This is a genomic window from Mesorhizobium sp. NZP2077, assembly GCF_013170805.1.
Lineage (GTDB): Bacteria > Pseudomonadota > Alphaproteobacteria > Rhizobiales > Rhizobiaceae > Mesorhizobium.
Map to the genome: position 1 here is coordinate 146,547 of NZ_CP051293.1, position 15,322 is coordinate 161,868.

The 15,322-nt window shown below is 63.9% G+C and carries 15 protein-coding genes; 7 read left to right on the top strand and 8 right to left on the bottom strand.

Going from position 1 to position 15,322, the window contains the following annotated elements:
• Window positions 1–7 precede the first annotated feature (7 nt).
• The 7 genes from fdhF to HGP13_RS00720 all read left to right on the top strand — a co-directional run bounded on the left by fdhF (window position 8) and on the right by HGP13_RS00720 (window position 7,107).
• Window positions 8–2,920 carry a formate dehydrogenase subunit alpha gene (gene fdhF, locus HGP13_RS00690; protein ID WP_172220151.1) on the top strand — a complete coding sequence of 971 codons (2,913 nt, stop codon included), beginning with the start codon at window positions 8–10 and terminating at the stop codon, window positions 2,918–2,920.
• 2 nt (window positions 2,921–2,922) lie between these two features.
• Entirely contained in the window at window positions 2,923–3,753 is an 831-nt protein-coding gene (gene fdhD / locus HGP13_RS00695) for a formate dehydrogenase accessory sulfurtransferase FdhD (protein WP_172220154.1), read from the top strand.
• The gene (locus HGP13_RS00700) at window positions 3,743–4,054 is read left to right on the top strand and encodes a formate dehydrogenase subunit delta (RefSeq protein WP_172220158.1); all 312 of its coding nucleotides are present in this window, start codon (window positions 3,743–3,745) and stop codon (window positions 4,052–4,054) included. The genes fdhD and HGP13_RS00700 overlap by 11 nt, the downstream gene beginning before the upstream one ends.
• Window positions 4,055–4,163: 109 nt before the next feature.
• Window positions 4,164–5,717 carry an alpha/beta fold hydrolase gene (locus tag HGP13_RS00705; RefSeq protein WP_172220160.1) on the top strand — a complete coding sequence of 518 codons (1,554 nt, stop codon included), beginning with the start codon at window positions 4,164–4,166 and terminating at the stop codon, window positions 5,715–5,717.
• A gap of 110 nt (window positions 5,718–5,827) precedes the next feature.
• Window positions 5,828–6,307 (top strand): carboxymuconolactone decarboxylase family protein, encoded by a 480-nt coding sequence (locus HGP13_RS00710; protein ID WP_172220162.1) that lies wholly within the window; start codon window positions 5,828–5,830, stop codon window positions 6,305–6,307.
• An 84-nt stretch (window positions 6,308–6,391) separates the two neighbouring features.
• Entirely contained in the window at window positions 6,392–6,754 is a 363-nt protein-coding gene (locus HGP13_RS00715; protein WP_027043650.1) for a nuclear transport factor 2 family protein, read from the top strand.
• Window positions 6,755–6,792: 38 nt separating this feature from the next.
• Window positions 6,793–7,107 carry a hypothetical protein gene (locus HGP13_RS00720; RefSeq protein WP_172220164.1) on the top strand — a complete coding sequence of 105 codons (315 nt, stop codon included), beginning with the start codon at window positions 6,793–6,795 and terminating at the stop codon, window positions 7,105–7,107.
• 164 nt (window positions 7,108–7,271) lie between these two features.
• On the opposite strand, the gene HGP13_RS00725 is transcribed toward HGP13_RS00720, so the two are convergent.
• The 8 genes from HGP13_RS00725 to HGP13_RS00760 all read right to left on the bottom strand — a co-directional run bounded on the left by HGP13_RS00725 (window position 7,272) and on the right by HGP13_RS00760 (window position 15,171).
• Window positions 7,272–8,699, bottom strand: coding sequence for a gamma-aminobutyraldehyde dehydrogenase (locus tag HGP13_RS00725; RefSeq protein ID WP_172220166.1), 1,428 nt, complete (start codon window positions 8,697–8,699; stop codon window positions 7,272–7,274).
• A gap of 19 nt (window positions 8,700–8,718) precedes the next feature.
• The gene (locus HGP13_RS00730) at window positions 8,719–9,534 is read right to left on the bottom strand and encodes an ABC transporter permease (protein WP_172220168.1); all 816 of its coding nucleotides are present in this window, start codon (window positions 9,532–9,534) and stop codon (window positions 8,719–8,721) included.
• Entirely contained in the window at window positions 9,524–10,474 is a 951-nt protein-coding gene (locus tag HGP13_RS00735; RefSeq protein WP_210266367.1) for an ABC transporter permease, read from the bottom strand. The genes HGP13_RS00730 and HGP13_RS00735 overlap by 11 nt, the downstream gene beginning before the upstream one ends.
• 14 nt (window positions 10,475–10,488) lie before the next feature.
• On the bottom strand, window positions 10,489–11,487 hold the full coding sequence (locus HGP13_RS00740; RefSeq protein ID WP_172220172.1) for an ABC transporter ATP-binding protein: 999 nt from the start codon (window positions 11,485–11,487) through the stop codon (window positions 10,489–10,491).
• 209 nt (window positions 11,488–11,696) lie between these two features.
• Entirely contained in the window at window positions 11,697–12,851 is a 1,155-nt protein-coding gene (locus HGP13_RS00745; protein ID WP_172234572.1) for an ABC transporter substrate-binding protein, read from the bottom strand.
• Between the two features lie 218 nt (window positions 12,852–13,069).
• Window positions 13,070–13,981, bottom strand: coding sequence for a LysR substrate-binding domain-containing protein (locus tag HGP13_RS00750; protein WP_172220174.1), 912 nt, complete (start codon window positions 13,979–13,981; stop codon window positions 13,070–13,072).
• Window positions 13,982–14,056: 75 nt separating this feature from the next.
• On the bottom strand, window positions 14,057–14,674 hold the full coding sequence (locus HGP13_RS00755) for a DedA family protein (RefSeq protein WP_172220176.1): 618 nt from the start codon (window positions 14,672–14,674) through the stop codon (window positions 14,057–14,059).
• On the bottom strand, window positions 14,671–15,171 hold the full coding sequence (locus HGP13_RS00760) for a methyltransferase domain-containing protein (protein WP_246707245.1): 501 nt from the start codon (window positions 15,169–15,171) through the stop codon (window positions 14,671–14,673). Before HGP13_RS00760 ends, HGP13_RS00755 begins: the two co-directional genes overlap by 4 nt.
• Between the last annotated feature and the right edge of the window lie 151 nt (window positions 15,172–15,322).

A 15,322-nucleotide genomic window follows, 5' to 3' on the forward strand; every position in this document is an offset into this window, starting at 1 on the left:
CTGGCAGATGAACATCAAGGCCGACTTCCCATCGCTCGTCGAAGAGATCGACTACGGAACCCCGGAATCGCGGGCGCAAAAGCAGGTCACACTGGTCGTCGACGGCCGCAGCATCAGCGTGCCGGAAGGCACGTCGATCATGCGTGCGGCGATGGAAGGCGGGGTCGAGATCCCAAAACTCTGCGCCACAGACATGCTGGATTCTTTCGGCTCGTGCCGCGTTTGCCTGGTCGAGATCGAAGGGCGCGGCGGCACGCCTGCCTCGTGCACGACGCCAGTCGGCGAAGGCATGGTGGTGCGCACGCAGTCCGACCGGCTCGACGCTATCCGCCGCGGCGTCATGGAGCTTTACGTCTCCGACCATCCGACCGGCTGGAACGAGAAGGCCGGCACCGGCGCGAGCGAATTCGACACGGTGGCCAAGTCGGTTGGCCTGACCGAAAACCGCTACGGCGTCGAGGGCCGCAACCACGTCAAGCAGGAAGATGGCGTCGCGCCCGGCCATGGCTCGCTGGCGGTCGACTACATCGCCCGCGACGAATCCAATCCCTATTTCACCTACGATCCGGCGCAGTGCATCGTCTGCTCGCGCTGCGTGCGGGCCTGCGAAGAGGTGCAAGGCACCTTCGCACTGACCATCGAGGGCCGCGGTTTCGAATCACGCATGGTCGCCGGCATGCACGAGGACTTCATCGCCTCCGAATGCGTGTCCTGCGGCGCCTGCGTACAGGCCTGCCCGACCGACGCGCTGCGTGAGAAATCGGTGCTCGAGAAGGGCATGCCGGAGCGCTCGGCCGTCACCACTTGCGCCTATTGCGGCGTCGGCTGTTCGTTCAAGGCCGAAGTGAAGGACGACGAGGTCATTCGCATGATGCCCTATAAGGACGGCAAGGCGAACCACGGCCATTCCTGCGTGAAGGGCCGTTTCGCGTATGGCTACGCCACACACAAGGACCGCATCCTGTCGCCGATGATCCGGGAACAGATCAGCGATCCCTGGCGCGAGGTGAGCTGGGAGGAGGCGATCGCCCATACGGCCAAGGAATTCCGTCGTATCCAGTATCAGTATGGCCGCACCTCGATCGGCGGCATCACCTCTTCGCGCTGCACGAACGAGGAGACCTATCTCGTCCAGAAACTGGTGCGGCAAGGCTTCCGCAACAACAATGTCGATACCTGCGCACGCGTCTGCCATTCGCCGACCGGCTATGGCCTCGGCCAGACCTATGGCACCTCGGCCGGCACGCAGGATTTCGACTCAGTCGATTACACCGACGTCGCCGTCATCATCGGCGCCAATCCCGCTTCCGCCCATCCGGTGTTCGCCTCGCGGCTGAAGAAGCGGCTGCGCCAGGGCGCCAAGCTGATCGTGCTCGATCCGCGTCGCACCGAGATGGTCAAGTCGGCGCATATCGAAGCGGACTATCACCTGCCGCTGAAGCCGGGCACCAATGTGGCGGTGCTGACGGCGCTGGCGCATGTCATCGTCACCGAAGGTCTTTTCAACGAAGCCTTCATCCGCGAACGCTGCGAATGGGCGGAGTTCCAGGACTGGGCCTCTTTCGTCGCCTTGCCGGAAAACAGCCCCGAAACCGTCGGCAAGTTGTCCGGCGTCGATCCCGAGTTGATCCGCGGCGCGGCGCGGATGTACGCCACCGGCGGCAACGGCGCGATCTATTATGGCCTCGGAGTGACGGAACACAGCCAGGGTTCAACCACGGTGATGGCGATCGCCAACCTCGCCATGGCCACCGGCAACATCGGCCGGCCAGGCGTCGGCGTGAACCCTCTGCGCGGCCAGAACAACGTGCAAGGCTCGTGCGACATGGGCTCTTTCCCGCACGAACTGCCCGGCTATCGCCACATCTCCGGCGAAGCCGTGCGCGACATCTATGAGAGCCTGTGGGGCGTGAAGCTGGACGACGAACCCGGCTTACGCATTCCCAACATGCTCGATGCCGCCGTCGACGGCACTTTCAAGGGCATTTACATCCAGGGCGAGGACATTCTTCAGTCCGATCCCGACACCAAACATGTCGCCGCTGGCCTCGCCGCGATGGAATGCGTCGTCGTGCACGACCTCTTCCTCAACGAGACGGCGAACTACGCGCATGTGTTCCTGCCGGGCTCCACCTTCCTGGAGAAGGACGGCACTTTCACCAACGCCGAGCGCCGTATCAACATGGTGCGTAAGGTTCTGGAGCCCAAGGCGCGCTACGCCGATTGGGAGGCGACGCAGGAGCTTGCCCGCGCGGTGGGGCTCGACTGGAACTATCAGCATCCCTCAGAGATCATGGACGAGGTCGCCAGGACGACGCCGAGCTTCGCCGGCGTCTCCTTCGAGTTGCTCGATCGTGTCGGATCCGTGCAATGGCCCTGCAATGAAAAGGCGCCGCTCGGCACCCCGATCATGCATGTGGATGGTTTCGTGCGCGGCAAGGGCAAGTTCATCCGCACGGAATATGTCGCCACCGACGAGAAGACCGGGCCACGCTTCCCGCTGCTGCTCACAACCGGCCGCATCCTCAGCCAGTACAATGTCGGCGCGCAGACCAGGCGTACCGACAACGTCATGTGGCACAGCGAGGACCGGCTGGAGATCCATCCACACGATGCCGAGAACCGCGGTCTGCGCGATGGCGACTGGGTCCGGCTGACCAGCCGCTCTGGCGAGACGACGCTGCGCGCGCTGATCACCGACCGGGTGTCGCCGGGCGTGGTCTACACGACGTTCCACCATCCCGACACGCAGGCCAACGTCATCACCACCGACTTCTCCGACTGGGCGACCAACTGTCCGGAGTACAAGGTGACGGCTGTGCAGGTTGGGGCCTCCAACGGGCCGTCGGAATGGCAGCGCGAGTACGATGAGCAGGCCAAGAACAGCCGCCGCATCGCCTCTCTGGAAGCGGCGGAGTAATCTTGGCCGCGCGCCGCAAAGCCACGACGCAGATATCGCGGCTGGCGCACCGCGCCGGCGGCGCGGCTGCGGCCAACCGTATGGTGCCGGAGGAGACGCCGGTGGCGTTCTCTTTCGCCGGCACGACGCATGCGGTGATGATGGCGAGCCCGGCCGATTTCGAGGATTTCGCGCTCGGCTTCTCGCTGACCGAAGGCATCATTGCTCACCCGCAGGAAATCGAGGCCATCGAGGTCGAGGACCATGGCGCCGGCATCGACATCCAGATCCGGCTGAAGGACCAGGCCAACACGCGCTTTGAGGCGCGGCGGCGGAGGCTGGCCGGCCCGGTCGGTTGCGGGCTCTGTGGCATTGAATCCATCGAGGAAGCAATGCGTTCCGTCGATGCGGTTGGTGCGTCAAAGCTTACGCTTGATGCCGATGACATCGTCCGCTCTGTCAAGCTTTTGTCGAAGGTGCAGCCGCTGCATAGCGAAACCGGCGCGGTGCATGCCGCGGGCTTCTACATCCCCGGCAAGGGCGTCGTCATGGTGCGCGAGGATGTCGGCCGCCACAATGCGCTCGACAAGCTGGCCGGCGCGTTGGCCAAAGCCGGCATTGATGGTGCGTCGGGCGCAGTCGTGGTGACGTCACGCGTGTCGGTCGAGATGGTGCAGAAGACCGCCTCTATCGGCGCGGCCTTCATTATCGCCGTCTCGGCTCCGACGGCCCTTGCCATCCGCACCGCGCAAGAAGCCGGCATGACGCTGGTGGCGCTGGTGCGCGGCGATGATTTCGATGTTTTCACCCACCCCGACCGGGTGGTCTTGGGAGTTACCCAGCATGTCGCATGACGAAGGCCACATCACCAGCACCAGGGAAAAGCTGGTGCGCATGGCCAACCAGATCGCGGCCTTTTTTCATTCCAGGCCACGCGAGGAAGGTGTTGCGGGCGTCGCCGAGCATATCAACAAGTTCTGGGAGCCGAGGATGCGGCGGCAGTTCTTCGAGATGCTGGACAGCGGCGACAAAAGTTTTGACGAACTCGTCGTGATAGCCGCGGCCAGGATCAAGCGGCCAATCACGCCGGCGGAAGCCGATCTCAAGCTCGGGCTGAACGCCTCTCCAGCCGACGTCGCCGCCTCGCAAAAGTAACCCGGGCGGCGTCGGACTACATTTCGTTCTGCTAAAGTTTAAGCTGCCGCAGCCGTGGCGGCTCTGCTATGATTAGCGACCAGAAGTCGTCAGGCCGGGCGGAAAACTCGTGAGGCCGATCGAGACCCGATATGCCCTCAGTGGCGATGTGCGGATCGCCTATCAGGTGGTCGGCCAGGGATCGTTCGATCTCGTCTTCGTGCCGGGCTTCATTTCCAATCTCGACCTGCACTGGGAAGACGAGGGCTACTCCAGGCTCTTGAAGCGGCTGTCGGCGTTCTCGCGGCTGATCCTGTTCGACAAACGCGGCACCGGCCTTTCCGACCGTGTCGATGCGCACAACCTGCCCAGTCTTGAAACGCGTATGGACGATGTGCGCGCGGTGATGGACGCCACCGGCAGCGGCCGGGCTGCCTTGCTTGGCGCGTCCGAAGGCGCGCCTATGGCAATGCTGTTCGCCGCCACCTATCCCGAGCGGACGCGGGCGCTGGCGCTCTATGGCGGCTATGCGCATTTCCACAAATGGGTGATGCCGCCGGAACGCCTCAACGCCTTCATCGCCAAGGCCGACACGGCCTGGGGCACGGGCGCCACCTTGCCCAATTTCGCGCCGGGCCGGGTCGACGACCCGCATTTTACCCAGTGGTGGGCGCGTTTCGAACGCCTGTCGGCGAGCCCGACGGCAGCAGCGGCGCTGGCGCGGATGAACGCGGAAATTGACGTGCGTGGCGTGCTGGCGGCGATCAGCGCGCCGACGCTGCTCATCCATCGCCGCAACGATGCGCGGGTCGATCCCGACGCCAGCCGCTTCCTGGCCAGGAAAATCCCGAATGCGCGGCTGGTCGAGATTCCCGGGCGCGACCATCCGATCTGGACCGGCGACGTCGACCGGGTCGCCGACCTGATCGAGGAGTTTCTGACCGGCGAGCGCGCCGTCGCCGAAGCGGACCGCGTGCTGGCGGCCCTTCTGGTGACGCGCATCTACGATACGACGCGGATGGGCGACCGCATGTGGAGCGAACGCAGCGAGCGCTTCCAGGAAACCTGGCGGTTGCTGGTCGGGCGCCATGGCGGCCGCGCGCTGGGCACGCAGGGTGAGATGATGATTTCGCGCTTCGATGGCCCGGCGCGCGCCATACGCTGTGCGGCGGCACTGCGCGAAGCGGCGAAAGGGCTCGGCGTGGCCAGCGCGCAGGGCGCGCATGTCGGCGAGATTGAACTGCGCGGGCCGCCGGTGGGGCTGACGGCGCGCGTGACGATGCAGCTTGCTGCGCACGCCAGCCGAGGCGACATTCTCGCGTCGCGGCTGGTCGCGGATCTGGCAACCGGCTCGGGCCTTCATTTCGAAGACGCCAGCCGGGTCACGCTGGACGATCTCGATGAGCCGATGGCACTGGTGCGGGCAATGTCGGAACAGCATCTGGAGCCCGACTGCCGCGCCAGGACCAAAGCGACCGAACCGGCCGTGCTGACGGCGAGGGAAAGCGAGGTGGTGAGCCTGATTGCCGACGGCAAGAGCAATGCTGCGATTGCCGCCGAACTCAGGCTGAGCGAGCACACGGTCAAGCGCCACGTCGCCAACATATTGCTCAAGCTCGACCTGCCGTCGCGAGCGGCGGCAGCCGCATTCTCGGTCCGGCACACTGGCCCGGACGGGCCATGAGAGCCATGGCCCGTCCGGGCGAAGCGGCCATGCCGACGCAGGCGCTATCAATTCTCCCCATGCAGGGCAGGCGGATGTCGCCTTTGAAGGCGCTGCGAACGGAGGATGAAATGCTCAAGTCAAAGCGGAATGTCAGATCACTGGTGATCGCGGCGAGCATTGGCGCGCTGTTCACGATCACTCCCGCAAAGGCCGAGGATGCCTCGGCAACGGCCGCCTACAAGGACATTCAGGCAACGCTCGGCTCGGTGCCGGACATGTTCAAGACCTTGCCCGATGTCGCGATCGCCGGCGCCTGGGCCGAAATCAAGGGCGTCCAGCTCAATCCGAAAACCGCTCTGGACGGGAAGACCAAGGAGCTGATGGGCCTTGCGGTCGCCTCACAGATCCCCTGCCAATATTGCATCTACTTCCACACCGAGGCGGCCAAGCTCAATGGCGCCAGCGACGAGGAGATCAAGGAGACGATCGCGATGGCGGCGATCGTGCGCCACTGGTCGACGATGCTCAACGGCAGCCAGGTCGATCTCGCCACTTTCAAGAAGCAGACCGACGACGTGTTCGCGGCCGTCAAGGCGAAGTCGCAGTGAAGATTCCTGCCTGGCGGCAAACACCGGGCATCGCCTACCGAACATCAACGGCCCGATCGTGAAGACGGGCACATGGAGGATAAAATGTTGACCAAGACTCAAGTCGTGGATGGCGCGGCGATCAAGAAGGCGATCGAGGGCCGCGACGGCAAGATGCTGTCGAGCTTCTACGCCGACGACGCGGTGGTGCGGGTGATCGACCGCAACAACCCGCCGAGCAAACCGCGCGAAGTCCGCGGGCGCGCGGCGATCGCCACCTTCTGGGACGACATTTGCAGCCGGGCGATGACCCACAAGGTCGACACCACGATTGCCGACGGCGACAGCCTCGCCTTCACCCAGGCCTGCGCCTATCCGGACGGCACGAAAGTGTTCGCCGCGGCAATGCTGGAGCTGAAGAACGGGCGTATCGCGCGGCAGACCGTCGTGCAGGCCTGGGACGAGTAGATCAACCGCGGCTCGCCGCAATCTCGGAGGGAAAAAAGATGTTCAGCGCCAGATGGCAGATCGACGCCAAATTCGGGCACAAGCAGACCGTGCTCGAGCTGCTGAAGAAATGGGAACGCGAGATCGGCTCGCAGGTCGGCCTCGCCGATCTGAAGTTCCAGATCATGACGGGATCGATCGGCGCCCGGGAAGCGACGGTCGAGTCGCATCACCAGGTCGAGAGCCTGGCCCAGTTGGAGTCGTTCTTCGCAAAGATCGGCAAGATCGACGCGCACGCCAAATGGGGCAAGGAGATCGAGCCCTATGTCGTGTCAGGCACCAGCCTGTGGAACATCTATCGCATCGTCGAGTAGCGGTCTTTCCCCGTGAACGGCAGGGCTATCGCATACGGGCGATGGCTCTGCCGTTCACGGGGGAGAAGCGAAAATGGCCACACCCGGCCCTTCGCTATGGCTCCGGGCGTTCGTCGCTCGAACAGCCCATTTGGGGGCTTTTCATCCGCTGCGCGGACCGCTTCTCACCCATGCGCAACCATCACATGCCGCACGGCGGTATAATCCTCCAGCGCGTAGAGCGACATGTCCTTGCCATAGCCGGACTGCTTTAGCCCGCCATGCGGCATCTCGTTGGTCAGCATGAAGTGGGTGTTGATCCAGGTGCAGCCATATTGCAGGCGGGCCGCCGTCGCCATGGCGCGCGACACGTCCTTGGTCCACACCGATGACGCCAGGCCGTAGTCGCTGTCATTGGCCCAGTTCACCGCCTCGTCGACTTCGGTGAAGCGGGTGATCGAGACGACCGGGCCGAAGACTTCGCGGCGCACGATCTCGTCCTCCTGCAGCGCACCCGCGACGACGGTCGGCTGGTAGTAGAAGCCGGACCCCACGCCCGGCTTGCCGCCGGTGGTGATCTCGATATGCTTCAGTTCTGCGGCGCGCTCGACAAAGCTCGAGACGCGGTCGCGCTGACGGCGCGAGATCAGCGGGCCGATCTCGTTTTCGGTGTCGTCCGGCTGGTTGTACTTGATGGTCGAGACGGCGGAGGAGAGATCGGCGACAAGCTTGTCGTAGATCTTCTTGCCGGCATAGATGCGGCAGGCCGCGGTGCAGTCCTGGCCGGCATTGTAGTAGCCGAAGGCGCGCAAGCCGTTGACGACGGCACCGAGATCGGCGTCGTCGAAGACGATGACCGGCGCCTTGCCGCCGAGTTCGAGATGCGTGCGCTTGACCGATTTGGCAGCGGCCTGCAGCACCTTCTTGCCGGTGGCGACGTCACCGGTGATCGAGATCATGTTGACCTTGGGGTGGTTGATCAGCGTGTTGCCGACGCTGTCGCCGCGGCCGAGCACGACATTGACCACACCTTCCGGCAGGATATCGGCAAGAATCTTTGCAAGCTTCAGCGCTGTCAGCGGCGTCTGCTCCGACGGCTTGAAGACGACGGTGTTGCCGCCGGCGATTGCCGGCGCCAGTTTCCAGGCCATCATCATCAGTGGATAGTTCCACGGCGCGATCGAAGCGACGATGCCGATCGGGTCGCGCCGCACCATCGAAGTATGGCCAGGCAGATATTCGCCGGCGACGACGCCCGGCATCGAGCGGACGGCGCCGGCGAAGAAGCGGTAGCAGTCGACGATCGCCGGGATCTCGTCATTGAGCACGGCATTGATCGGCTTGCCGCAGTTCAGCGCTTCGAGTGCCGCGAACTCTTTCGCTTCGGCTTCGATGCGGTCGGCGATCTTCAAGAGGTAGCCGGAGCGCTGCGCCGGAGTCGTGCGCGACCATAAGACGAACGCTTGTTCGGCAGCCAGCACCGCCGCCTCAATCTGTGCCTGGTTGGCCTCGGGCAGGTTGAGAATGGTCGCCCCGGTCTTCGGATTGAGGATCGGCTCTTCGGCTTCTGTGCCCTTCTCGAATTTCGAGCCGATCAGCATCTGGGTGTCCATGGAAGTCTCTCCCTTGAGATCATTTGCCCGAACCGGCGATCTGGTCACCGTCGCGGGTCAGGTAATAGGCAAACAGGATCGGCAGCAGCGTCACCAGCACGACGACCATGGCCACGACATTGGTGACCGGACGTTGGCGCGGACGGATCAGTTCCTCCAGCATCCAGATCGGCACCGTCTGCTGCTGGCCGGCGGTGAAGGTGGTGACGATGACTTCGTCGAACGAAAGGGCAAAGGCCAGCATGCCGCCGGCCAGCAGTGCGGTGGCAATGTTGGGCAGCACGACATGCCGGAAGGTCTGGAAGCCGTCGGCACCGAGATCCATAGAGGCCTCGATCATCGAACCCGACGTGCGGCGGAAGCGGGCCACCGCATTGTTGTAGACGACGACGACGCAGAAGGTGGCGTGGCCGAGCACGATCGTCCAGAACGAGAACGGGATCTCGGCCAGCGAAAAAGCCGAGCGCAGCGCGATGCCGGTGATGATGCCGGGCAGCGCGATCGGCAGGATGACCAGCAGCGAGATGGTTTCACGGCCGAAGAACTTTGTCCGCGACACCGCCGCTGAACAGAGTGTGCCGAGGATCAGCGCAATCGCCGTCGAGATGGCGGCAACGCGCACCGACAGCGACAGCGCTTCCCAGACATCGGGCCGGTTCCAGGTGACGGCGAACCACTGCGTGGTCAGCCCAGGCGGCGGCCAGACGAAGCTCTTCTCCTCCGTCGTGAAGGCGTAGACGAAGATCAGCAGGATCGGCAGATGCAGGAACAGCAGGCCGCAAGCGGCGGCGATCTTCAGCGAAAGAGGCGCGGACTGGCCACGATCAGAGCGCATCGAAGGCCCCCATGCGCTTGGCACCCCAGAGGTAGAAACCCATGATGACGATGGGCACGACGGTGAAGGCGGCGGCGAGCGGGATATTGCCGGCGGTGCCCTGCTGCGAATAGACGGCCTGACCGATGAACAGCCGCGACGTCCCGATGATCTGCGGGATGATGTAGTCGCCCAATGTCAGCGAGAAGGTGAAGATCGAGCCGGCGACGATACCGGGCAACGCCAGTGGAAACAGCACATTGCGGAAGGTCTGGCCGGGCGATGCGCCGAGATCGGAGGAAGCCTCGACCAGATTGCCGGGCACGCGCTCGAGGGCTGCCTGCACCGGCAGGATCATGAACGGCAGCCAGACATAGACGAAGACGATGAAGGTGCCGGTGAACGACACCGACAGCGAGTTGCCGCCGACGACCGGCAGCGACAACCAGGCATCAAGCAGCCACAGCAAATGCAGCTTGGCGAGCAGCCAGGTCAAAATGCCTTCCTTGGCCAGGATCAGCTTCCAGGCATAGATCTTGACCAGATAGCTCGACCACAGCGGCAGCATGACGCCGAGATAGAACAGCGCCTTCCAGCGGCCGCGCGCATAGCGCGCCGCATAGTAGGCGATGGGGAAGGCGACGATGGCCGAGGCCAGCGTGACCAGAGCCGCCATCGTCACCGTGCGCAGGATGATGTCGAGATTGGCGGCTTGCAACAGGTCGCCATAGGTCTTCAGCGTGAACTGGCGGTTGATGAGGCCGGAATACTCGTCGATGGAGAAAAAGCTCTGCGCCAGGAGCGCGAACAGCGAGCCGATATAGACGATGCCGAGCCACAGCACCGGCGGCAAAAGCATGAGCAGGAGCAGGAGTTGCGGCCGGCGCCAGAACAGGTCCGACAGCGCACCACGCATGCCGCCGCTGCCGGGCAGGATGGCGGGGGCCGTGGCGCGCGGCATGGTGGCGTCGAGGCTCATGCCGGCTCGTCCATCAGATGCAGGTGCTCGCGGTTGAAGGTCAGCACCACCGCCTCGCCTTCCGCCGGCAGGGTCGTGCCGGCCGGCACGATGGCGTGCAGCTTGAGCCCGTCGGCATCGAGCGCCAGCCTGGTGGTGGCGCCGAGATAATTGGTCGAGACGAGGCGGGCGGCGACGCCTTCGCCGCTTGCGGCGCGGCCGACTCGAATGGATTCGGGGCGCAAGCTGCCCCAGCGATGCTGGCCGGAATAGCGCTGGACGAAGTCCGGCGGCAGCACGTTGGAGGAACCGACGAAATCGGCGACGAAACGCGTCTTCGGCCGCTGATAGATGTCCTCCGGCGTGCCGATCTGCATGATCCTGCCGTCGTTGAAGACGGCGACGCGGTCGGCCATCGACAGCGCTTCGCCCTGGTCGTGGGTGACGAAGACGAAGGTGACGCCGAGCGCCTTCTGCAGCGATTTCAGCTCTTCCTGCATGTTCTCACGCAGCTTGAGGTCGAGCGCGCCGAGGGGTTCGTCGAGCAGCAGCACCTTTGGCTGGTTGACCAGCGCGCGGGCGAGCGCGACGCGCTGGCGCTGGCCACCGGAAAGCTGGCCGGGGCGACGGGCGCCGTAGCCTGGCAGCCGCACCAGCGACAGCGCCTCTTCCGCTGCCTTGTGCCGCTCGGCCTTGCCGACGCCCTTGACCATCAGCCCGTAGGCGACGTTGTCCAGCACATTGAGATGCGGGAACAGCGCATAGTCCTGGAACACCGTGTTGACGTTGCGGCGATAGGGCGGCACGCCCTCGGCGCGTTCGCCGAAGATCGAGATCGATCCCGCCGTCGGCTGCTCGAAGCCGGCGATCAGGCGCAGGCATGTCGTCTTGCCGGAACCGGACGGCCCGAGCATGGCGAAGAACTCGCCCGGCGCAACGTCGAGATCGACCGCGTCGACAGCGCGAACGCTGCCGAAATGGCGCGAGACTTTCTGGAAGGAGACGGCAGAGGTCATGGGCTGTCAGTCTGTTGTCGGTTCGGTTCTATTGAACCATCTTCGCCTGCAAATCATGGCTTGGATGGCAAATTCACGCGCCACTTCACCTCCTCCTCGATGGGGGAGGTCGCGGCGAAGCCGCGGGTGGAGGTGATGGCGCGGACCTAGCGGACAGGCCCCACCCCGACGCTACGCGTCGACCCTCCCCGCGGGGGGAGGTAATGGCGTTACCGTCCGCCGATGACGCCGATATAGTCCGACACCCAGCGGTAGTACGGCACGCACTGGTCTTTCTGGGTGACGCATTTCGAGACCGGCGTTTTCCAGAACTTGATCTTGTCGAAGTTGTCGTAGCCGTTGGTCTTGCAGCCTTCCTCGCCGAGCAGTTCATTGCCCTTGCAGGCGGCGGGCACCACGGGGAGCGAGCCGAACCAGGCCGAGACATCGCCCTGCACCTTGGGTGACAGCGAATGTTCGAGCCACATATAGGCGCAATTCGGATGCGCCGCGTCGGCTTCCATCATGGTGGTGTCGGCCCAGCCGGTGACGCCTTCTTCCGGCACGGTCGAGGCAACCGGCTTCTTGGCGGCAACCAGCGTGTTGACCTGATACGGCCACGAACCGGAGGCGACGACGCCTTCATTCTGGAAATCATCGACCTGGATGGCGGCGTCATGCCAGTAACGGCCGACCAGGGTGCGCTGGACGCGCAGCAGGTCGAGTGCTGCCTTGTACTGGTCCTCGTTCAGCTCGTAGGGGTCCTTGATACCGAGTTCCGGCTTGTGGAACATCAGATAGTTGGCGGCGTCCGCGATATGGATCGGCCCGTCATAGGCCTGGACGCGGCCCTTGTTGGACTTGCCGTCCGGCAGCTTCATCTCTTCGAAGACGACGTTCCAGCTCTTCGGCGCTTCCTTGAACACTTCGGTATTATACATCAGGATGTTGGGGCCCCACTGATAGGGGACGCCGTAATGGACCTTGTCGACGGTGAACCAGGGCGCGTCCTTGAGGCGATCGTCGACCGCCTTCCAGCTCGGAATGAGATCGGTGTTGATCGGCTGCACGCGCTTGCCGGCAACCAGGCGCAGCGAGGCATCGCCCGAAGCCGTGACAAGGTCGAAGCCGCCCTCGTTCATCAGCGAGACCATCTCGTCCGAGGTGTTGGCGGTCTTGACGTTGACCTTGCAGCCGCTGTCCTTCTCGAAGGCAGTGACCCAGTCATAGCCCTTGTCGGTCTCGCCGCGCTCGATATAGCCAGGCCAGGCAACGATGTTGACCTGGCCTTCGCCCTTGCCGAGTTCCTTGACCTGGGCGACGGCCTGACCCGAGAAGGTCAGCGCGACCGTCAGCGCAGTGCATGACTTCAGGAATGAATTCATCATCGATCTCCCATTTTGGCGCATGATCCCCGAAACCGCTCCGGTTTTCGCCAAGATCACGCGCGGACTGTAAAACTGCCGGTTCGTCCTGTGGACTTGATGTCGCTCTTGTGGCGGCTTTGGCCCCTGAAACGGAAGGTGCTTGGAAAATTCCGGTTTCGCAAATTCATTTATCAGAAAGGCGATATCGGTTTTCCCGATAGATTGACACCCTTCAATCAGGGGCGCTGGCGGACCGTCCGCTGCGACTGGGCAAGGCCGATGAAATCGCGCGCCGCTTGCGGCAGGCCGGAGCCGCGACGCCAGACCATGCCGACCTGCACCACCGGCAAGGAGCCCGAAATATCGCGCGATTCGATGCGGTCGCCTTCCAGCGACCAGGGCCGGTAGACGAGGTCGGGCAAAAGCGCCACGCCGGCACCGGTGGCGACCAGGCTGCGCACCGCCTCGACCGAGCGGGTGCGGAAGGCGACATGCGGCTTGGCGCCGATCGCCGTCAGCAGTTTTCCCGTGTTCTCCTCGATCTCGTCGACGGTCAGCATGATCAGCGGCTCGCCGGCAATGTCGCCAATACTTATGATGTCGGCGCCGGCGAGCGAATGGCCGAGCGGCAGCCACAGGCGGTAGGCCGAGACCTCGAGGATTTCCGACTGCAGCGCGGTGCGGTCGCGCAGGTTCGAGGTGACCATGACGGCGATGTCGAGCTTGCCGCCGATCAGGAGATGTTCGAGATAATCGCCATTGTCCTCGATGGCCGAGACCTCGACGCCCGGATAGGCGCGGCGGTAGCGGGCGAGCAGATCCGACAGGACATAGCCGGCGACCAAAGACGTAACGCCGAGCTGCAGCCGCCCGCCCGCCACTGCCTGTTCTCCGGAAAAAGAGCGGCGGGCGTCGGAGACATCGGCGAGGATCTTGGTCGCGTGGCGCAGGAACTGATGGCCCTTGTGGGTGATGTTGAGGCCACGCGGATGGCGCTCGAACAGCTCGACGCCGAGATCGCTTTCGAGTTCCTTGATGGCTTCGGTGACCGACGATTGCGAAATGGAAAGGTTCTGCGCCGCGCCCGACACCGTGCCTTGCTCGGCGACGGCGATGAAGAACTGCAACTGGCGGATGGTGAAAGCCATGGCCGGACTAAACACCGGCGGACAAGCGAAGGAAAGCCGATGGCGGAGCTTATCCCATGACTGGAGAGCTGGCGCTCAGCCGAGCATAAGCCTGATGCGCCGCCGGCATGCGGGACCATAGCGTAGTGCCAGCATAAAGGCCGTCTCCAGCGCCACCACGATGACAATGATGCGGAAGCCCACCGTGAAGGTACCCTGGCCACTGCCGTGCAGGAGATAGCCGGTTACGAGAAAGCCCAAGTTCCACAGCGTAGCGCCGAGCAGCGTCGCGGCCGCGAAGGGCAGAGCGGGCAGGCAAAGCGCGCCGGCCGCGATCGGCAGGTAATTTCGCACGGTCGGGATGAACTGCGCCAGCAGGGACACAAAGACATGATTGCGCCGGTAGGCCTGGCCAAGCTTGCGATAGGTTGCAGGGCGCAGGAAGACATATCTGCCGGCACGTTCGATCAGCCTGTCGGCACGGTCAAATCCGATCCGGCGGCCGACCCCATACCAGACAAGGCAGCCGGAAAAGGAGGCAAGCGTCGTCACCGTCAGCAGGATCGCCAGTGTGGACACATCCGGCGCAGCCGTCATGCCCAGGAACAGCAACAGCACATGCGAGGGCGGCACCGGCAGAATCTTCTCGGTGAAGGCAAGGCAGAAGACGCCGAACAGGCCGAAGCCGAGAATGACCGACAAAGGACCTGTCATGCGAAGCGCCAATCATAGATTCCCAGCGTCTTGATCCTGGCGACGCGGTATACCGTTGCCGGCGGAAAATTGCGAAAGGTATGGCCGACCCGCGTGACCTCGAGATCGAGCCGGTCGAGCAGCGACTGGTCGAACGGGCAGCGTCGGCCGAGCGTGAACTGATAGAGCGCCCCGCCCGGGCGAAGGTTTGCGAAAACGCCTTCGAGAATGGCGAGCGTCTTGCGCGGCGAAATCAGACGGAAGGGCAACCCGCTGACGGCAGCACCGACGACCGGACTCTGGAACAGCGACAGATGTTGCAGACCGACGGCATCCATTTCGAAAATACGAGCGGCGGGAAAGCGCCGCATGAGCAGTGCCGCAAAATCCGGATCGGATTCGATCAAAGTCAGATCCTCTTCCCTCACCCCGCGCGAAAGCAGCGCCCGTGTGAACGGACCGGTTCCGGGACCGAGCTCCAGCACGGGGCCAGTCTCGGGACCGATGTCGCGCGTCATCAAGGCCGCCAGGCTGGAACTGGATGGCGTGACGGACCCGACCCTGAACGGTGCCATGGTCCAGGCCATGAGAAAAGACAGAGCGTCATTTGCAGACATAACCAAACCTCAATTGCGGACGACAGCATGCCAACCAGTTTGGTGTGGCGTT